The sequence below is a fragment of the Ureibacillus yapensis genome (genome assembly GCF_003515775.1).
GTDB classification, from domain to species: domain Bacteria; phylum Bacillota; class Bacilli; order Bacillales_A; family Planococcaceae; genus Ureibacillus; species Ureibacillus yapensis.
Map to the genome: position 1 here is coordinate 117,846 of NZ_QWEI01000009.1, position 18,406 is coordinate 136,251.

General features: G+C 39.4%; 22 protein-coding genes and 1 pseudogene. 9 read left to right on the forward strand and 14 right to left on the reverse strand.

Going from position 1 to position 18,406, the window contains the following annotated elements:
* Positions 1-61: 61 nt before the first annotated feature.
* The 3 genes from D1B33_RS14850 to D1B33_RS14860 all read right to left on the reverse strand — a co-directional run bounded on the left by D1B33_RS14850 (position 62) and on the right by D1B33_RS14860 (position 3,678).
* Positions 62-2,191, reverse strand: coding sequence for a heavy metal translocating P-type ATPase (locus D1B33_RS14850; protein ID WP_118877186.1), 2,130 nt, complete (start codon positions 2,189-2,191; stop codon positions 62-64).
* Complete coding sequence (locus tag D1B33_RS14855) at positions 2,184-2,552, reverse strand: ArsR/SmtB family transcription factor (protein WP_118877187.1); 369 nt, start codon at positions 2,550-2,552, stop codon at positions 2,184-2,186. The genes D1B33_RS14850 and D1B33_RS14855 overlap by 8 nt, the downstream gene beginning before the upstream one ends.
* A 226-nt stretch (positions 2,553-2,778) precedes the next feature.
* Positions 2,779-3,678 (reverse strand): DMT family transporter, encoded by a 900-nt coding sequence (locus tag D1B33_RS14860; protein ID WP_118877188.1) that lies wholly within the window; start codon positions 3,676-3,678, stop codon positions 2,779-2,781.
* Positions 3,679-3,871: 193 nt separating this feature from the next.
* On the opposite strand from D1B33_RS14860, the gene D1B33_RS14865 reads away from it, so the two are divergent.
* Complete coding sequence (locus D1B33_RS14865; protein WP_118877189.1) at positions 3,872-4,741, forward strand: LysR family transcriptional regulator; 870 nt, start codon at positions 3,872-3,874, stop codon at positions 4,739-4,741.
* 36 nt (positions 4,742-4,777) lie between these two features.
* Here D1B33_RS14865 and D1B33_RS14870 read toward each other — a convergent pair whose 3' ends face one another.
* The 5 genes from D1B33_RS14870 to D1B33_RS14885 all read right to left on the reverse strand — a co-directional run bounded on the left by D1B33_RS14870 (position 4,778) and on the right by D1B33_RS14885 (position 8,226).
* Complete coding sequence (locus D1B33_RS14870; RefSeq protein ID WP_118877190.1) at positions 4,778-6,076, reverse strand: MFS transporter; 1,299 nt, start codon at positions 6,074-6,076, stop codon at positions 4,778-4,780.
* Positions 6,077-6,283: 207 nt separating this feature from the next.
* Positions 6,284-6,475 (reverse strand): hypothetical protein, encoded by a 192-nt coding sequence (locus tag D1B33_RS14875; RefSeq protein ID WP_118877191.1) that lies wholly within the window; start codon positions 6,473-6,475, stop codon positions 6,284-6,286.
* 80 nt (positions 6,476-6,555) lie between these two features.
* The gene (locus tag D1B33_RS18600) at positions 6,556-6,717 is read right to left on the reverse strand and encodes a hypothetical protein (RefSeq protein WP_199677429.1); all 162 of its coding nucleotides are present in this window, start codon (positions 6,715-6,717) and stop codon (positions 6,556-6,558) included.
* A gap of 139 nt (positions 6,718-6,856) precedes the next feature.
* Complete coding sequence (locus D1B33_RS14880; RefSeq protein WP_118877192.1) at positions 6,857-7,522, reverse strand: HAD family hydrolase; 666 nt, start codon at positions 7,520-7,522, stop codon at positions 6,857-6,859.
* Between the two features lie 11 nt (positions 7,523-7,533).
* The gene (locus D1B33_RS14885) at positions 7,534-8,226 is read right to left on the reverse strand and encodes a Crp/Fnr family transcriptional regulator (RefSeq protein ID WP_118877193.1); all 693 of its coding nucleotides are present in this window, start codon (positions 8,224-8,226) and stop codon (positions 7,534-7,536) included.
* Between the two features lie 222 nt (positions 8,227-8,448).
* On the opposite strand from D1B33_RS14885, the gene D1B33_RS14890 reads away from it, so the two are divergent.
* Positions 8,449-9,699, forward strand: coding sequence for an MFS transporter (locus D1B33_RS14890; RefSeq protein ID WP_118877194.1), 1,251 nt, complete (start codon positions 8,449-8,451; stop codon positions 9,697-9,699).
* A gap of 241 nt (positions 9,700-9,940) precedes the next feature.
* On the opposite strand, the gene D1B33_RS14895 is transcribed toward D1B33_RS14890, so the two are convergent.
* Positions 9,941-10,882, reverse strand: coding sequence for an aldo/keto reductase (locus D1B33_RS14895; RefSeq protein ID WP_118877195.1), 942 nt, complete (start codon positions 10,880-10,882; stop codon positions 9,941-9,943).
* Between the two features lie 213 nt (positions 10,883-11,095).
* Here D1B33_RS14895 and D1B33_RS14900 point away from each other — a divergent pair, with 213 nt between their 5' ends.
* From D1B33_RS14900 to D1B33_RS18900, 5 genes are read left to right on the forward strand one after another with little or no spacing between them, the layout of a single operon-like run.
* Complete coding sequence (locus D1B33_RS14900) at positions 11,096-11,851, forward strand: IclR family transcriptional regulator (protein WP_158583000.1); 756 nt, start codon at positions 11,096-11,098, stop codon at positions 11,849-11,851.
* A gap of 58 nt (positions 11,852-11,909) precedes the next feature.
* Complete coding sequence (locus D1B33_RS18675) at positions 11,910-12,473, forward strand: ketopantoate reductase family protein (protein ID WP_233549496.1); 564 nt, start codon at positions 11,910-11,912, stop codon at positions 12,471-12,473.
* Complete coding sequence (locus D1B33_RS18680; RefSeq protein WP_233549497.1) at positions 12,467-12,829, forward strand: ketopantoate reductase family protein; 363 nt, start codon at positions 12,467-12,469, stop codon at positions 12,827-12,829. The genes D1B33_RS18675 and D1B33_RS18680 overlap by 7 nt, the downstream gene beginning before the upstream one ends.
* Positions 12,830-12,842: 13 nt before the next feature.
* Positions 12,843-13,280: an oxidoreductase gene (locus tag D1B33_RS18895; protein WP_407656744.1), complete on the forward strand. Its 438-nt coding sequence runs from the start codon at positions 12,843-12,845 to the stop codon at positions 13,278-13,280.
* A 23-nt stretch (positions 13,281-13,303) separates the two neighbouring features.
* Positions 13,304-13,972 carry an oxidoreductase gene (locus D1B33_RS18900; RefSeq protein ID WP_407656747.1) on the forward strand — a complete coding sequence of 223 codons (669 nt, stop codon included), beginning with the start codon at positions 13,304-13,306 and terminating at the stop codon, positions 13,970-13,972.
* Positions 13,973-14,053: 81 nt separating this feature from the next.
* Here D1B33_RS18900 and D1B33_RS14915 read toward each other — a convergent pair whose 3' ends face one another.
* From D1B33_RS14915 to D1B33_RS14925, 3 genes are all read right to left on the reverse strand, one after another.
* Positions 14,054-14,437 carry a YidH family protein gene (locus D1B33_RS14915; protein ID WP_233549498.1) on the reverse strand — a complete coding sequence of 128 codons (384 nt, stop codon included), beginning with the start codon at positions 14,435-14,437 and terminating at the stop codon, positions 14,054-14,056.
* Between the two features lie 75 nt (positions 14,438-14,512).
* Entirely contained in the window at positions 14,513-14,746 is a 234-nt protein-coding gene (locus tag D1B33_RS14920; protein WP_233549499.1) for a DUF3243 family protein, read from the reverse strand.
* Between the two features lie 169 nt (positions 14,747-14,915).
* Entirely contained in the window at positions 14,916-15,152 is a 237-nt protein-coding gene (locus D1B33_RS14925; protein WP_147370420.1) for a hypothetical protein, read from the reverse strand.
* A gap of 404 nt (positions 15,153-15,556) precedes the next feature.
* Between D1B33_RS14925 and D1B33_RS14930 the strand changes: the two genes are divergently transcribed.
* Positions 15,557-15,877, forward strand: coding sequence for a YflT domain-containing protein (locus D1B33_RS14930; protein WP_118877199.1), 321 nt, complete (start codon positions 15,557-15,559; stop codon positions 15,875-15,877).
* Positions 15,878-16,003: 126 nt separating this feature from the next.
* On the opposite strand, the pseudogene D1B33_RS14935 reads toward D1B33_RS14930, so the two are convergent.
* Both D1B33_RS14935 and D1B33_RS14940 read right to left on the reverse strand, forming a co-directional pair.
* A pseudogene (locus D1B33_RS14935) lies at positions 16,004-16,198 on the reverse strand (lipid II flippase family protein); the annotation flags it as partial.
* Complete coding sequence (locus D1B33_RS14940) at positions 16,191-17,180, reverse strand: alpha/beta fold hydrolase (protein ID WP_325049480.1); 990 nt, start codon at positions 17,178-17,180, stop codon at positions 16,191-16,193. The pseudogene D1B33_RS14935 and the gene D1B33_RS14940, both read right to left, overlap by 8 nt.
* Positions 17,181-17,515: 335 nt before the next feature.
* Between D1B33_RS14940 and D1B33_RS14945 the strand changes: the two genes are divergently transcribed.
* Positions 17,516-17,989: a DUF2975 domain-containing protein gene (locus D1B33_RS14945; protein WP_118877201.1), complete on the forward strand. Its 474-nt coding sequence runs from the start codon at positions 17,516-17,518 to the stop codon at positions 17,987-17,989.
* The last annotated feature ends 417 nt before the right edge of the window (positions 17,990-18,406 follow it).

Genomic DNA, 18,406 nt, shown 5'->3' on the forward strand with positions numbered 1-18,406 from the left:
TGGTACTACATTATTTACCCACTATCGACACCTATTTCAACATTCATATAAATGAATGATTCTACTCTTTCACTTTCAATAAACGCAGACTGTTCAGTGTGACAAGGAGTGTGGCCCCCATATCGGCAAAGATTGCAATCCATAAGGTTAGCCACCCTGGCACCACCAACAATAATGCCGCCAATTTTATGCCCAAAGAGAAAGTAATGTTTTGTTTGATAATAGTTAACGTCTTATGGCTTAGTTTGATGGTATAGGGCAATTTCCTTAAATCATCGGACATTAACGCAATATCCGCCGTTTCCAATGCTGTATCGGTGCCGGCACCACCCATCGCTACACCAACGGAAGCTGCCGCTAGTGCAGGTGCATCATTCACTCCATCTCCGACCATGGCCACCTTCCGATGTTTTTCACGAAGTTCTTTTATGCGATTCAACTTATCATCCGGAAGCAAGTCTGCTTTAATCTCTGAAACGCCTACTCGCTTTCCAATGGCCGCTGCGGTTCTTGCATTATCGCCTGTCAGCATCACCGTTTCGATCCCCAGAGAGTTCAATCGCCCAATGACTTCTTTCGATGAATCTCTGATTTCATCTTCTACGGCCATTAAAGAAAGGATTTCTTTTTCCGTTCCCAAAACCATGACCGTTTTTCCTTCTGCTTGCATAGATGTTATTTTTTCTTTTATCGCACTTTCGATTTTTTGGTGCAATTCTTCAAAAAGAGCGGGACTTCCAACATAATAGATTCTATGGTTTACTTTTGCTTTTACGCCTTTCCCCGTAATCGAGTGGAACTCATCAACCCACAAGCCCTTAAAATCTAATTTGTTTTCCTGCGCCTTTCGTATTATGGATGAAGCTAGAGGGTGTTGCGAGCCTTTTTCAATGGCTGCAGCAATGGTCAACAGCTCATTTCCATCTCCGCCATACGTTACGGTATCTGTTACAGCCGGAGCACCTTTAGTTAATGTTCCTGTTTTGTCAAAAGCGATGGCTTTAAGGGATCCTGCTTCTTCTAAGTGGATTCCGCCTTTGATCAGCACGCCATTTTTCGCTGCATTTCCGATTGCTGTCACAACGGCAACCGGGGTAGAAACCACTAAAGCACAAGGGCATCCTACCACCAATACAGCCAAACCTTGATAAATCCATTCGCTCCAATCACCGCCAAACAACGGTGGAAGCACGGCAATGATGAGGGCCAACATCACAATCGCCGGTGTATAGTATTTCGCAAATTTATCGACAAATGCCTGGGAAGGTGCCCGTTCTGCTTGCGCTTCTTCTACCAAGTGAATAATCTTTGATAGCGTGGTATCTTCCACTCGTTTTGTTACTTTTACTTCAAGCAAGCCTTCTTCATTCAATGTTCCTGCGAACACCTCATCATCAGCGGTTTTTGTTACGGGAACACTTTCACCTGTAATGGCTGCCTGATTGATGGTAGACGTTCCTTTCACAACTATCCCATCCATCGCCAGTTTCTGGCCAGGCTTGACAATCATGATGTCCCCAACTCGAATATCCTGAACGTGAATCATCATTTCTTCATTTCCACGGCGAATTAACGCTTCTTTTGGCGCAATGTCCATTAATGATTCGATTGATTGGCGGGCTTTATCCATTGAATAACGCTCCAACGCCTCACTGATGGCAAACAGGATTACAACAGTGGCTCCTTCACCCCATTCACCGATAATTGCAGCGCCTATGATTGCAATCGTCATGAGCGTTTTCATATCAAATTGGAGTCGGCTTAGATTTTTAAGCCCCTTCATAAACAACGAATATCCGCCAATTAAAATGGAAGCCCCATATCCAAGCGTTGGAAGAATATGTTCCTCTCCATATCGCTCCCCTAAAAACCAGCTAATCACAAGCAAAATTGCTGAAATGTAGACTTTGAAGTTTTCTTTTTGCTTCCAGAAAGGTTCACGTTCTACTCGCTGTTCATTTTCATTGCGAATCTTTAAATTTTCGAAAGCCCCTGCTTTTTCAAGTTCCTCAATTGTCGCGTTCCCTTGAACATAAATTTTGGAGGCTCCGAAATTAACTTTTGCATCGGTCACTCCAGGCAGCTGTTTCACATTGTTTTCAAAGATGCCCGCGCAATTTGTACAACTGAATCCCTGAACACGATAGGTCTTTATTTCTTCTTCAGATAATCTTGATTGTTGTTCAGCCATGTACTTTCACCTCTTTTTGATGTGCCAAAGCAATCAAAATCAATTGTTTAATATGATCATCATCCAGTGAATAAAATGCGAGTTTTCCTTCTTTTCGAAACTTAACAATTCCCTGCTTATTCAAGGTCCTCAAATGATGGGAAGCTGTCGCTACGGAAGAACCAATGATATTGGCCAGATCACATACACAAAGCTCCCCGTCTTGGCAAAGACTGTAGGCAATTTTTGCCCGATTTTCATCTGCAAGCGCCTTAAACAATTGGGCAACACTGCCTATATCTTCGTTTTCCAGCTTTCCTTGTATTCGATTGACTTTTTCTTCATCATAACAATAAATATCACACGTATCTTTTGTACTCAATCTGCTCCCTCTCCTTCATTCAAATATCAATTTGAATATATTGTACCTCTTTTCCATTTATATATTCAAATGATTGTTTGAATAATAATAAATAGAAATCATGCTTTAATAGTTAGCGAATACAAAAAAGATGGTATGGACAATTAATTTCCCACCATCTTTCAAAATTGTTTTTGTTTAATCATCGTCTTTAAGAAAAGACATCACTTCTTCAAAGAGTAAGTACTTATCTTTCCCCAACGTCATTAAATGTGTGGCGTTTGGAAAAGTTGATTGTTTTAATTTCGCTAATAAATGTGGAGCCTAATAGCAATACACCGCCAAGCATTTGAATAATTGTCATTGGTTCTTGCAGGATAATTGCGGAAATCATGATTGCTACGAATGGATCTACATAACTAAGCATCGCGATACTTTGCCCTTTTAAGTTTTCCATACCTGAGAAAAATAACAAAAAACCAATCCCTGTATTGATAATCCCTAAAATTAAAATAAAAGGAATGGAGGAACTTGATAACTCTAAAATACCAAATCCTTCGGTAAGGAATACATATGGCGTCAGCAGTAAAGCGGTCGTCCCCAGTTGAAAGATGGTCTGCTCTAACTTCCCCACTTCTTTAATAAATTTATTCAAAAGCAGTAACGCAGCATAGAAAGCAGCTGCAATTAATCCAAAGGACAGCCCAAGCAAATCCTCTGAATTGGATGCACCCACACCATTCCCTACAATCATCACCATCCCTATAATTGCTGCGGCAATACACACAATTTTTTTCAAAGATAATTGTTCCCTAAGTACATACGGCGAAAGAATCATTACAAACACCGGTGCAAAATAATACCCCAGCGTTGCATTGGCAAGTGTCGTATGATCATAAGATTGATAGAGAAAAATCCAGTTTACTCCCAATGCAATACTTGAAAGAATCAAAAATAAAGCATTCGATTTCACTAAATTCCATGCAATTTTTTTCTTCATCATGATGAAAATCAGCAGTAAAAATATGCATCCGAGAGTACTGCTTAGCAAAGCTCTTTCGCTCGCCGATAAATCAATGTATCGAACAACTAAACCGATTGTACCGAAAATAATCATTGATAATATAAATTGAATTTTAGATTTCATGTTCCACTCCCCACATTTGCGGTATTACTGATTTTTCGTTGATTCAAATTTAGCTCCAAATGAATCCTCGCTGTATGCCTTCTTTTTCAACTTGATTTACCAATACTTGTAGCTTAGCATATGAATAGGTATTACAAATTTGAATGTTTATCATATTAGACATAACAAAATCTCATGTAATGGAGAAATCAATATGAATATCCAAAAATATATGGCCTTTGTGAAAGCTGTTGAATATGGAAGCTTTACAAAAGCTGCCGAGGCTTTAAATTATACACAGTCCGGCATCAGCCGCATGATTAGTGATTTGGAATCGGATTGGGGCGTTTTGCTTTTTGAAAGAGGACGTGCCGGCATCACTTTAACATCCGATGGCATTAAGCTATTGCCACAGGTAAAACGAGTTTGCAATGAGCATGAAATGTTAATGATTAAGGTTGAGGACTTGCACGATTTGCAAACCGGCATGATTCGTATAGGAACGTTTTCAAGCGTGGCAACTCATTGGCTTCCTAATATGATTAAAATTTTTAAGAAGGACTATCCAAATATTGATTTTGAATTGCTATTGGGGGATTATACGGAAATTGAAAACTGGATTATTGAAGGCCGTGTGGATTTCGGATTTTTAAGGCTGCCGACAAAAGCTGAAATGGAAACAATCTTTGTGGAACAGGACCGTTTGCTGGTGGTCCTGCCTGAGGATCATCCCCTTGCAAATTGCGAAAAGTTTCCAATAAAAGCGTTAACGAATAGTCCCTTTATGCTATTGGAAAAGGGAGCAAAAGCGGAAATCTCCGAAATTTTTGAGCAGCACAACATCTCGCCACAAATCGATTTTACGACATGGGATGACTATGCCATAATGTCCATGGTGGAAAACGGACTGGGAATCAGTATCTTACCGGAGTTGATTTTGCAGCGCATTCCTTACCAAATTATAACCAAAGAGCTGGAAGTTCCTGCTTTCCGGCATATTGGAATTGCCATGAGGGAGCAACAATCACTTCCCCTTGCAGCCAAGAAGTTTTTGGAATATTTATTGCATAGAAAAAGGAATTAAAAAAGCGATTGTTTCGATTGAACAATCGCCCTTCTTTTACTTTTTGCCTCTAGAGGACCAGATCACCACAGGAATCAACAATAGAGCCAACATCCCGCCAATCAATGATAATGCTGGATAACTTGAACCGGCCACAATCATTCCGGACAAGACTCCACCAGCAGCTCCCGACAACGCAACCCAGACATCCAACGCACCTTGCGTTTTAGCCCGCGTGGAAATGTCAGTTGAATCGACAATTAGTGCAGTCCCGCTGATCAAACCAAAATTCCATCCCAATCCGAGCAGAGAAAGAGCTACTACCAAGAGAATCATAGAATCGCCCGGTGCAAATGCCGCTACTAAACCGGCCAGCAACAGTACGGTTCCGGAAGCAATAGCCATCGCGGTACGCCCCAACTTATCAACAAGGATCCCTGTAACCAGTGAGGGGAGATACATGGCGCCTATATGAAAACCAATAACAAGCCCCACCGCTCCCAGGTCATGTCCATGATGCCTCATATGAACCGGCGTCATTGTCATAATCGCAACCATGACCATTTGCGTAAGAATCATAATGGTTGCACCAACGACGATGCCCCTTTTATTTTGTGTCGATTCAGCCAGTGCCAAATGTTCTTTATCCTGTGATTCTTGGTTGGTTGCTTCTATCATTCTAGCTATTATGAGTGGATCTGGACGGAGCATAATAAAAAGAACCAAACCAGCCAAAAGATATGCAGCTGCCGCTAAAATAAAAGGACCTGCAAGTGACGGAACGCCGACAGATAGAGTGAAATTCCCCATCACATTCACCAAATTCGGACCTGCCACTGCCCCAAATGTTGTAAAAACCATCGTCATACTAATGGCTGTCGCTCGCTGTTTACTATTTGCCAGGTCCGTACCGGCATATCGAGCCTGCAGATTAGTCGCTGTTCCTGCCCCATAAACAAGGAGCGAAATAAACAACAAGAAAATGCTATTGATTATTGCTGCAATGATGACGCCTATTGCCCCCAACCCACCAACCATGAAACCAGCTGCCAGGCCGATACGGCGTCCATAGCGCTGGGAAAGCCTTCCCACAGATAAAGCGGCTCCTGCCGACCCCAAAGTGAATAAAGCAGTGGGAAGTCCAGCAAACGCTTCCGTACCCAGCATTTTCTGTGCAAGGAGGGCACCCACCGTCACTCCTGCTGCCAATCCCGCACCGCCAAAAATTTGCGAAATACTGACAACGAATAATGTACGCTTATATAACGCCTTTTGGTTTTCAGTAGAACCTGTGTAGCTTTGAAGCGAAGCTGCTGGTACGCCCGACAATGCTCCCCTGCCTTTGTTTGTCATCATTTAACCTGCCTTCCTGGAAACCTACCTTCTATATTAAACTAGTTCTGACCATAAAAAATAGCACCCATGGCTAATTATTCCGTGGTTTAAGGATAAAAAAAGACGAGCACACTTCGAATCCTGAAATGTGCCCGATTGGCTGAAGGATGAGAGGGGTGGCCCCTCTCTGCTTATGTATATGTACTATTATTTGAAGCAATCTTGCGATTAATGATTTTTTTCTTTATTAATGGCTTCAATTAATCGGTCGATCTTTTCATTTTTTTCTCTGTCCAGTTTTATTTTTGCATCCATGTATTTTACTGCTTTAATTACAAAATAAATACCAAAAAAGATAAGCACCACATAAAAAGCAATAGGCAACAAAGCCATGACAGCAAACATACCATTACCGCTCAACCTAATCCCTCCCTGATCTATTTTTTGATTAGTTCTCGTAAAGCTTGATTGATTATTTTAAGCGGTTAACCGCCAAACATCTAATAATCAGTATCCAGTAAAGCCACTTCAAACACCATTGCTAAAAGAAATAGCGGCACTCCGACTAGAAGCATGCCGGCAATGAAGTAACTTAAACTTGTTAATATGAACTTGAAGAAATCATAGACTGCCCCGGCTAAGTCATCAATGAACCTAGTCAAAATAATCTCCTCCCACCAACTTTACGCTTTAGCGTTTTAATAGCATTCTTCATTGTTGAAGATAATCTCTTTTTACAATATCCAAAATCCAGTTTAACATAATTATCCATATAAACTGAGTGATTTTACTTTATAAACATTAAAACATGTTAGCAACTTTAAAATTCATTAAATGGTATAAATCCTTTACTTCATGTGCAAAAAAGCTCGGTTCTTCTTTCAGCAATTGCTCCTTGGAATGACTTCCCCAATTCACTGCCACTGTTTCACAGCCTGCAGCTTTCCCCATTTGGATGTCAAAAATCGCATCACCAACCATTACGCATTCTGTCGCTTTTAATGAATAGCGCTCTACAATTTTTAAGATACCATCTGGATGCGGCTTATAATGCTCCACTTGATCGGAACCAATCCAGTCTGTAAAAAAACGATCTAACTGCAGCTTTTGCAAGTTTCGATATAATACATCCGTCTTTTTACTCGATACAACAAATAGCAATAAGCCTTGCTTTTGCAACGTATCTAATACTTCATCTAAATGTGGAAAGGCGGTAATGGTTTGTTCCTCGAATGTCTTATAAGCTTGGCGAAAAAGTTGTAATAGCTTCTTAAATTGGCCCTCATCCAGAGTATGATTTGTCATTTCATGAAACGATTGTTCGATGGGAATGCCCATATAATAATCGACCTCTTTTTTAGTCGGAATGGATAAGTTGCATTCTTTAAATCCCTTCTGTGTAGCCAATAATCCACATTCACCTGAATCGGCTAATGTACCATCGAAATCAAAAATAATTGCTTTCATATTAATCACTCCTACTGCATTTCATATATATTTTGTTTCGCATACTTTAATAATTGCTTCGAATCTATGATTTCGATAAATCCCGGAATTCGCTTAATAATGCCATCCCTCTCAAACGATTGGATACATCGGTTTTGGTGCCTCACCGTGATTCCTATAAATTCAGCAATCATTTTTAATTCGCTTTTCGGTATATACGGGTTAATAAAAGCTCCTTGCTCGTCATGGGAAATGGATGCCAGATAGCTTGCCAGCCTTGCATCTGCTTCATGCAGCAAATGAAAAGATAGGTTCGTTGATTTGGTTAAAAATTTTCGACTGATCGATTGGAGCAAGACTTCATTAAAAATAGTATCCTCTCGCCATCTACGCGCTATTTCCAATGGTAATATAGCGAGATGTACTTCAGTCACTGCTTCGATCGTATGTATAGTATCAACTTGTTGTACAAGCTCTATATCACCATACAGTTCAAGCGGTTTGTTGAATGTAACTATCAATCGTTTTCCTTCTTCTGAAGTCGTGTATATTTTTACTTTTCCCCGCACCAGAAAAGAGAGAAAAGGCAATGGGAATCCTTGTGCATAAATACACTCTCCAGGAGAAAAGGAACGCCATTCAAGGACATCTATTTCGATAGGATACTTTTTATAAATATTCTTTTTGTATTGTGCAATTGCATTTGCATCGTTCAAGAGTTTCATTGAAATCCAACTCCCTTTTCAAAATAATTCATTTTTATCTTAACAGAAAGGACATATGGCCATAAAAATGAGTATGCAGTTTTTGCCCCATATTTTATGTACTTAAATCATTGTTGAATTCAACAATTAATTATCTGAAAAATCAAACTATTACACGATGACTTTTCCAAATTTTCTCTTTAAAATAAAAAAAGTATTAAAAAAATTGGGAGGAGTGTTTCTATGAATCGAGAACTTGCTGGCAGTTCAAACAAAAGGCTGATTCTTGCTACTTTGTTTATTGGCTGGATTGTCTTGTTTATTGACCGGACTGTCATCAGCCTTGCTGTCGTACAAATGAGCGAAGATTTGTCCCTTGCACCTTCGGATATTGGTATGGTGCTCAGCAGCTTTTTTATTGGTTACGCCTTTATGCAAATTCCAGGGGGATTTCTTGCAGACCGGTTCGGTTCCCGTAAGGTAATTATTACGGCCGTGCTGGCATGGTCCATATTTACGGCATTGACTGGACTGGCTTGGTCGTTAGCTTCTTTAATTCTGATACGCGTATTGTTTGGTTTGGGGGAAGGCTCTTATTCTCCTTCTGCTGCAAAGGCAATTTCTGATTATTTTCCTCATAAAGAAAGGACAAAGGCACAATCAACGATGATGTCTTCAAATCCGATCGGGATGGTGGCCGCACCAATCATTTGCGCACCATTGCTTGTTGCGCTTGGTTGGCGTTTTACGTTCCTGCTACTGTCCGTTCTTGGTATTGTTGTCGTGTTACTTGTATGGAAATTCTTTAAGAAAGACAAGCTCAATGCTGAGGAAATGGATAAAAACGCTCCCAAACAGGAAAAGGGAGCATATAAAGAACTGCTTCGAAACTCAATGATATGGAAAATGGTGATTATCTGGTTCGGAATCAGTATTGCCCAATGGGGTTTAACCGCTTGGATGCCAACCTACCTTGTTCAGGCCAAACAAATTAACCTGACTTCTGCCGGATTTCTTACGGCAATTCCAGCACTTGTCAGCGCGGTTGTTGCGTTTTTAAGCGGCAGGTTGATTGACAGACTTGGCGCTTATACAAAAACGGTTGTAATCATTAGCACGTTAATCGTTGGCTTATTTGTTTACCTGTTAATCGGATCCTCCAGCGCATGGGAGGCCATTTTATATCAATCTTGTGCTTCAGTCGGCATTGCATTTATGCTAGCTTTCGTGTTTTCCTTACCACATCGCATCATGAGAGCACAAGTAGTCGGAACGACGGTGGGCATTCTAAACTTCGGCGGGCAGTCGGCAGGCATTGTCGCGCCATTGATTATGGGCTTTCTAATCTCCGCTTCCGGCGGTTCCTATACAGGCGCTTTCATGTTTGTGATGGGCTGCAGTTTGCTGGCCACTATTGTAAGCGCAACTTTGCCCGGCTCGATATTGGCAAAAAAAGTGGCTGCCGAGAATTCACCGGCAGAAGTACTTGGTTGAACCGATTTTTAGTTGTTAATAAGTAGAAAAAAACGATCTTTAATCCAATTCCCCCTTTTGTAAGTCAACTTACAGAGGGGAATTTTTTATGACGGCTGTAAATTTACTTCTATATGAACGTTTACTGTAAAGTTCAAGGAAAACAGGCGTTTAGAAATCCTCATTAATGATTTAAAGCAAAATAATCTGTAAATAAAAAGAGCACCATTCCCGACCAAATGGCGCCCTTCAACTAGATACTTCAGTTGTTAATGAGAATATTATGGATGAAATTTAATTCTTCTTTAGATAAACTCATATCGCTTGCCTGAATGTTTTCAAGGATGCGCTCTTTCCGTTTGCCCCCTGGGATGACTGCATCAACGCCCTGTTGAGCGAGCAGCCAAACTAGTGCCAAATTCGGAAGTGTTGTCTCTTTTTGAGCAGCAAATTCTTTTAACTTGTCTACCGTTTCAAGGGTTTTGCCAAATTGTTCGCCCTGGAATAATGGAACCGAATTGCGCCAATCCTGTGCATCCAGTTTGGTATCCTTCGTGAATCCACCACCAAGCAACCCAAATGCCAATGGACCATATGGAATAAAGGAAATATTATTTTCAACGCAGTATGGCAATAATTCTTCTTCAGCAGAGCGATCCAGCATATTGTATGGTGATTGCAGGGCGGAAATGTCACCGTGCGCATTTGCCTCTTTCAGCTGCTCGAGGGAAACATTCGAAATCCCGATTGCGCGAATTTTCCCTTCTTCTTTTAAACGGGCCAATGCACCAATTGATTCCGCAAAAGGTGTTTCTTTGTCCGGGAAGTGCAAATAATATAAATCAACATAATCCAGCTGAAGCCTTTGTAGACTGTTTTCTAGAGCTGCCCTTAAATATTCAGGACGGTTGTTAGTCTTTACGGAACCATCCTCCAACCATTGTTGTGCTCCTTTTGTTGCAATCACCAAGTCATCGCGCTTAAATTCTTTTACTACTTCCCCAACCAATTCTTCGGAACGTCCAACACCATAAATATCCGCTGTATCAATAAAGTTAACGCCATTGTTCAATGCTTCCCTTACAAATTCGATTCCATCCGCTTCACTTAAATTTTGGAATAAATTATGTCCGCCAACTGCATTGGTGCCAAGTCCAATCTCCGATATTCTTAAGTCCGTTTTTTTTAACGTTTGATATTTCATAATTTTCCCTCCTACCATTCATTACCCCAATCATATTCACTATAAATAAGAACCTCAAATTATCTAGATGAAGTTTCATTTATTGAAACTCACATGGAAACCTGCTGAAAAACGAAAAACCTGCCCACCCGGTTTCATATAATGAAACCTCTCCCGCATATTTTGAGTCAAGTACTACAAGCATCTATACTATCGGAAGATGGAGGTGAGCAAATGGCAAAAAACGAGGTATCCACACTGAAAAAAGGCCTTCTTGTTTTAGAGTTAGTGAAGCAATATCAAGGGATTACGTTAAGAGAACTGATGAACCATCTCAATCTAAGCAAATCTACGGCATTTCGGATATTAACTACTTTAGAAGAGTTGAATTATATCTATAAAATTCAGACCCGATATTTTATGAATCCTAAAAAGTTTGAAGTCATTGTTGAAAAACGGCCGGAAAAGGATTGGACCTCTTTACAATCCGTCTATCAAGCAGCGCGGAATTTACAAATGAGTACTTATTTAGGTAAAGTGGATGGTTCCGATCTTGTCATGACTCAGGTATTGCATGCTCCATTTGAAAAGACAGCAAACGAAGAAATCGGAAATCGTTCAAAATTACATCTATCGGCATTAGGAAAAGTCATTTTAGCCCATTTGGATGAAGAGGTGCTCGAATCGCTGTTCAGTAAGTTGTCACTCGAACCTGCAACTGACAATACGTTTCAGGACGCCCACCTTTTCCAGTATCATTTAAAGGGCATTCGACAAGAAGGCTATGCATTTGATGATGAGGAGCGAATCGTCGGCATCCGTTGCGTCGCCGTTCCTGTTTTTCGCCATAGAAAAGTAATTGCTGCATTGGCGATTGCGGCTCCTGCAGAACAAATTTCACGAGGCAATATAAAGCAGCTTGCCCAAAAGCTAAGTTCAGGCAGTGAGGCCATTACAAAAGAAATCGAAGCTTTGGAAGACAGTCATTAATCTAAATGAAATGTAATTTTTCATCCATACAAAAAAATAAATGAAAGCAGGGACAAAAGTGAAAAAAATTGAAACCGTTTCATTAATTGGTCTGGGCGCTGTAGGAGCTGCCTATGGAAGTAAACTTCATGAGCTGTTGAAAGATTCGTTCCAAGTTGTGGCAAGTAAAGATCGGATCCAAAGGTATGAAAATTCAGGAATCAGCGTGAATGGGCAAAATTATCACTTTCATTACAGCACACCGGAAACCAGAATGGATCCAGTAGACTTGGTAATTTTTTCCGTGAAAAATGACGATTTAACTCAAGCAATTCAAGATATTCAACATCATATAGGACCAGATACAATCATTTTGTCGTTATTGAATGGGATTTCCAGTGAAGATAAAATAAAATCCGCCTGTGAAAGTCAGCATATTCTTTACAGCGTCTGTGTGGAAATCGATGCGGTTAGACAACAAAACGAAACCAATTCAGTACGCTTGGCTGGATTGAATTTGGCGAAAGGGATAGTTCTAAATCAGAGAATGTGTTGGCAGTACAGAATTTATTTGAAAGAGCAGGAATCCCCTACAAAATTTCCGAGGACATTTTACATACCATGTGGTGGAAATTCATGGTGAATGTCGGCATTAATCAAACATCCGCCATATTGAGGGCACCCTATAATGTCTTCCAGTCAGTGCCAAGTTCCTATGAATGGGCGGAAGCAACAATGCGCGAAGTTGTTGCCCTTTCACAAAAGATAGGAGCGAATTTAACAGAGGAAGACGTCGCAAGTTTTCGCCCTATCCTGCACAATATGTCACCCAATGGAAAAACTTCTATGCTCCAGGATGTAGAGGCAGGAAGAAAAACAGAGGTTGAGTATCTAGCTGGAACAGTAATCGAGCTAGGCAAAAAATATGGGGTTTCAACACCGATTAATGAACAGTTATATAAGATCATTCGCATTATGGAGGATATGAAAACCCACTAGTAAGGAGATTAAAATGAAGGAAAACTTCCAAAGTTTATTTCAAGATTTTACATTTAAAAGTGGTGTCCATGTAAAAAACCGCCTTATGATGGCACCGATGACAACGTTCTCTGCTGACGAAAACGACTATGTATCAGAGGAAGAACTGAACTACTATAGTGAGCGTGCAAATGGTGTCGGTACAATTGTTACGGCATGTGCCTATGTTTCGAAAAACGGAAAAGGATTCGATGGACAAATGGGCATTGACCATGACGATGCCATTGAAGGCCTTTCCAAATTAGCAGAAGTGATACATGCTGGCGGCGCCAAAGGAGTTGTTCAACTTTATCATGGAGGCCGGTTAGCCGTGCCAAGACTTATTCCAAATCAGGAAACTATAAGCGCGAGTGCTGTTGCCCCACTCGAAGACGGGGATTTTATAGCATTACACAAGCTCCAAGAGCATTAACGACCGACGAAGTATACGAAATTATTACTGATTTTGGCGATGCAACACGTCGGGTAATCGAAGCTGGATTTGATGGCGTTGAATTGCATGGAGCAAGCGGCTACTTAATTCAGCAATTCGTGTCGCCCCATTCAAACAAAAGAAAAGATGAATTTGAAAATCCCCTCCTCTTCCCAATAAAACTTATTGAAGAAGTAAAAAGGGTAATTAGTGAACATGCTAAAAAACCGTTTTTAATCGGTTATCGTTTTTCTCCGGAAGAACCGGAGACACCGGGAATCACCATGCAAGAAACATTTGCTTTAATTGACGAGTTAGTCGGCGCAGATCTTGATTATCTTCATATTGCCACAACAAATGCGTGGGCAAAACCGCGTCTAGGCATTGTGAGCGAAAAATCACGCACAGAATTAATCGCCGAGTATATTGATCGACGCGTACCGTTAATTGGTGTAGGCAGTATCCATACACCTGATGATGCCGCTCACCTATTGGAAATAGGGAAAACAGATTTTGTGGCGATTGGACGGGCAATCATTGTGGATCCGAAGTGGGTTGAAAAAGTGCAGAATCATAAAGAAGAAACGATATCCCAACAGTTAAAACAAGACCAACAACATGAAGCCGTGATCCCAACTCCTTTATGGAATTTGATTTTAGAAGTGGAAGGCTGGTTTCCTGTTGAACGTTAAATTCAGAAAGCGGCTCAATTGAGCTGCTTTTTAATTCATTAAAGTCTTTCCCGCCCAATTTCTCATTGGCGAAATTCCCCTTTAGCCCCGTCCCCATAGAATTAAAAAGAAGTAACTTAGGATCAAAAGAATGAAAATGACCATCAATAGTGAAAGCAAAGAAATATCCGAGTTGGAGGGAACAAACTTTTCCTCCAGAATTTCTTTGCGTTTTCTTTTATAAGTTCCTGTTGTAATCAGGATGACGGTAATGCCCAGTATACAAGAAAATACACCCAGTATAATTGAAAGGATATCAATGTATGAATTGCGTATATTCCCTATCGTAAAATGTAAACTGGTTGCCAAAAAGCCGATTCCCACAATCGAAATCGCTGTCCGAATCCATGCCAAATACGTTCGTTCATTCGCTAAATGCTGCTGGGCGTATTTTAATTGGTTATCGAGGGACTTCTTATCCATCATTTACACTTCTCCCCATCAATATTTTTTTACACGTTTAAAAGAATATATACAATTTTAATTATATAGCCGGTTACCTTAGAAATTAAACGAAATTGCTTCTTTTTCTTGACCATCTGCTGCTACTTTCCCCAGTTCCTTCAGTACTTTTTCTTCCCTGTTACGAGGTTTTTCTGATTCCGTAAGATAGTCCGCAACTTTTGTAGCTGCTTTTGCGAGCACTTCTTCATTTAAGCCTAATTTTTCGCCTTTTGATCCTTGTTCACTTAAATAGTTTTTAAAGTTAGTAAAACTATCTAAATGATAGAACACCTCATATACCCTAAATATTTTAGAATCCCCCACAATCTAGCCAGATTGTTGAGTTTCGAGAGAGCACCCACACCAGCGCCAGCTACCCGCTGATTTTAGCACTAAAAAGGAATCCTAATTAGGCACAAAAAAAGCACCCCGGAAACTAATCCGTAGACGCTTGCGTTAATTAAGCATTGCGAGCTTTCGCTAGCTCTTGTTGCTCGATAAACTTTTCCTTTAGAGCGAAATAAAACTTAATTGCGTCAACACCTTCACTTTCTGCGTCGTTATATGCTATTGCTAAGGAATGTGCGTCTATCCGCTTGCCTGTTAAGTCAATTTCTTTTACGTCAAAGTCTTCCGGCAATTTTTCCGCTAAGTATTCGTCACCTTTAATTTTTACGCCTTCATTCGTGTAATTCATTACCAATACCATCCTTCATCGTCTCCATTCAATTTTTTGTAATAAAAAACAATAGTTACCATTCATTCTGTCTCTGTTGTTTTTTCTTTTATTACCCCACTAGTAATGACTTTACCCTCGCATATTAAAATTTTATTCGCCGTTGAGGCAGACGAAGCGTTTGACCGGCCCGCACGCTATCAATATTCGTGATTTCCAAAAGTAATATAGACAGAAAAAAAAAGCGCGAGCCTAAACATAAAGGCAGCGCTTTTAGTTACTACCAATTTTAGAGAGTTTACTATCGATTAGTTTTTTAAAAGCATAAAACCTCACCACATAGAGAAAGTGACTTCCTCCATACGTTTTATTCATTCAATTTCGTGGAATAGAATGAATGTGATTATATATAGGAGGGATAAATAATGACAGTCAAATTGACAGTAGAAAACGTAGTACAGGCGAAACAAGAAGTGGAGAATTTAGAAGCGCAAGGATATCTTCGAGATAACATTTACATCTTTGCGCACTATGAAGAACGTGAAGATGATATTAACGATGCACTGGGGACAGAGGAAGCTGGTATTGGCGAGCAAGGGTTCCTGACTTCTATGAAAAACCTGGTGAATTCCCGTGGAGATGAACTCCGCAATGAGTTAGCATCTGTCGGATTAAGTGAAACGGAAGCTGCTCAATTCGAAAAGGAACTGGATACAGGTAAATTGGTCATAGTTGCCAATAAGTAAAAACAAACCCGGGAATCCAATCCCGGGTTTGTTTTTCATTTTACAAGTCCTCCTCGTATTCCTTGGACTCTGTATTCCAGATAGCCTTCCAAGCAAATCAGCATAAAAACCCATCCTTCTTTATTGTCAATGTTCTGCTCGAGGAAATAATAATTGTGCTGGAAGTGTTACTAATAATCTTAATGTTACTATCATTATCGAAGTACTTTTTAATGTAACATAACTGCCCTTTTGGTTGATTACATCATCGTCTGCAAGGATTGATATTTTAGGGTCAATAAAGACAATAAGCAAGATTGTCCCATTAAGTTTATTAATTAAGAGAGATTGATTCTGTAAACTCACTGATTTCTTTGCTCATTTCCTTATAACGAGTCCAATGGAGGTAATGATGTCCCTCTAAAGTAACAATTTTACTAGCTGGGTAATTCGTTAACTGCGCTTCATAAAAAGTTACAAGATTTTTATCCTCCTCTGTAACCCTATCTTTTTTCGTAGTGAAGATTAAAACTGGCATATTGGAAGGAAATTTCATATCAACAGTTTTGTTGATATTACTTCTTATTTCATTAGCCTCACTAACCACATTTCTGTTGTTGCCTTTCCAGGCAGAGATTGCTTTTGTTCTATCCAGATTTTCTTCAGAATAAGTACCTTCCTCAGCTATCGGAAGGAAATTGTCCGGAGTCAAATACAATGCCAATCTTGCAATTCCTGTTGGTGCAACATAACCGAAATATTGTGGCATTGTAGGAGCAGTTTCACCAAAATACTTCAACGCCTTTGGCAATGTAGGATCAATACCTATAATCGCTTTCACTTCTTCTGGGTAAGTATTGGCATAATACATGCTATAGATTCCAGATATGGAGTGTGGCATCAATATGTATGGACCTTGTATGTTTAATTTTTTAAGAGCAGTTCTTATTTCCGCCACTATGTTTTCCACTGTCCGATCCTTGTTGGTTATGTCACTCCATCCATATCCAAAAGGCTCAATCACTACTACCTTATTATTCTTTGCCATTTCATTAATCAAAGGTTCAAAATCCAATGCTGGCGCTGCGGTTCCATGACCACTTAATAAAACGATTGTATGATCCCCATTTCCTTTTGTGTAGACGTGCATATTATTCCCATCTACTTCAACTAATTGACCAATTGCTGGATACTTCCCTTTTTCATAAAAAGTCATTATATTACTGAAAATGACCCAGACAACCAGCAGGGCTACTATTGCTATTAACATATTCCTTAAAAAAACCCAAAATCTAAGTTTCTTTTTAGTTTTTATGATTTTCACTTCTTCCTAAGCCATGATTAACTTCTGTCACCTTACTTTGGTAAAAATTTTACAGAATCATCCTAATTGTAGCATATGTATCCAATCTTCATTAAAGTGTTATTTCATTAAATGCCTTTAATAAAAACAAGCAAATTCTTACTACAAAAGCGCGCCCATTAGCTAAAGAAGGCACATAAAACTTCCAATAACTGAAGTACGATTCCCACATACATAATAATTAAATGAATAAACAAATAACAATAATAATATAATGAAAAACAAAATAAATTTATTGATAAACGATAAAAAATATACTAAAATCTCATTATCATTAAATCAGTGAGGTGCTTCAAATGAACGTTAAACTAGGTTCAACTTTTTTCTTAAAAGTCGTTGCTTTTCTTATTGGAATTGCGGTACTTGCCGTGTGTATATTTTTGTTGCCTGAAGCAGCCCGAAGAGATTCGATAGTGCGTCCAGGAGATTACTCGATATATCCATTGTTAATATGTGCGTATGGAGTATGCATTTCGTTTTCTGTTGGGTTGTATCAAGCATATAAACTATTGAGTTATATCGATAGAAATAACGCTTTTTCCGAGTTATCCCTTAAATCCTTGAAGGTTATAAAAAAATGCGCTTTTACAATTATCTTCTTCATTTTGTTAGTAATAGTTTACTTAAGGGTGTATGCCATGTTCACGAGTGATGACGCAGCAGGTCCGATAGCACTAGGTCTAATGGGGATTTTTGCAACAGCTATCATTGCTGCCATTGTGGACGTACTTCAAAAGCCATTAAAAAATATCCTAGAAAAAATGAAATAAAAATGTAGGTGTTTAATTTGCAAGTATCTAACATTTTTCCCTATTCCAAATTAATGGCCCTAAAATGTAAAATGGGCGCCATTTCCTCAAGAGTGGCGCCCGATTGCTGAACAAAAAATTTATAAATTTTTGATTAAACTTTTATAAAAGTTCCATCTTTGTCTTAAATACATACAAATTTTAATTGGACAAATCCATTTCATTGTGACTAATTTATCATCATTGAACAAAATCTTTAAGCTGCTACCCTAAACGAAAGTTTAATTGAATTGGTGCTTATCCGTTGTACGTCAATGTTTATCCGCTAAATTCAGAAAAAAATTGACGTATAATGGAGTCTAATCACCGCCTCCTTTCATAAGCTTGTCCTGTGTTTATACAAGACCTCTTCCCACGCTACTAAAATTCAAAAAAGCA

Coding starts and splice junctions, on each gene's coding strand:
- D1B33_RS14885 (WP_118877193.1), bottom strand. CDS start 8,226: ATGAAACTCTTGAACGATGCAAATGCAATTGCACAATACAAAAAGAAT.
- D1B33_RS14870 (WP_118877190.1), bottom strand. CDS start 6,076: ATGATGACAAACAAAGGCAGGGGAGCATTGTCGGGCGTACCAGCAGCT.
- D1B33_RS18680 (WP_233549497.1), top strand. CDS start 12,467: ATGGTGAATGTCGGCATTAATCAAACATCCGCCATATTGAGGGCACCC.
- D1B33_RS14860 (WP_118877188.1), bottom strand. CDS start 3,678: ATGAAATCTAAAATTCAATTTATATTATCAATGATTATTTTCGGTACA.
- D1B33_RS14925 (WP_147370420.1), bottom strand. CDS start 15,152: ATGAATTACACGAATGAAGGCGTAAAAATTAAAGGTGACGAATACTTA.
- D1B33_RS14930 (WP_118877199.1), top strand. CDS start 15,557: ATGACAGTCAAATTGACAGTAGAAAACGTAGTACAGGCGAAACAAGAA.
- D1B33_RS14945 (WP_118877201.1), top strand. CDS start 17,516: ATGAACGTTAAACTAGGTTCAACTTTTTTCTTAAAAGTCGTTGCTTTT.
- D1B33_RS14915 (WP_233549498.1), bottom strand. CDS start 14,437: ATGATGGATAAGAAGTCCCTCGATAACCAATTAAAATACGCCCAGCAG.
- D1B33_RS14900 (WP_158583000.1), top strand. CDS start 11,096: ATGGCAAAAAACGAGGTATCCACACTGAAAAAAGGCCTTCTTGTTTTA.
- D1B33_RS14850 (WP_118877186.1), bottom strand. CDS start 2,191: ATGGCTGAACAACAATCAAGATTATCTGAAGAAGAAATAAAGACCTAT.
- D1B33_RS14895 (WP_118877195.1), bottom strand. CDS start 10,882: ATGAAATATCAAACGTTAAAAAAAACGGACTTAAGAATATCGGAGATT.
- D1B33_RS14890 (WP_118877194.1), top strand. CDS start 8,449: ATGAATCGAGAACTTGCTGGCAGTTCAAACAAAAGGCTGATTCTTGCT.
- D1B33_RS14865 (WP_118877189.1), top strand. CDS start 3,872: ATGAATATCCAAAAATATATGGCCTTTGTGAAAGCTGTTGAATATGGA.
- D1B33_RS14880 (WP_118877192.1), bottom strand. CDS start 7,522: ATGAAAGCAATTATTTTTGATTTCGATGGTACATTAGCCGATTCAGGT.
- D1B33_RS18895 (WP_407656744.1), top strand. CDS start 12,843: ATGAAGGAAAACTTCCAAAGTTTATTTCAAGATTTTACATTTAAAAGT.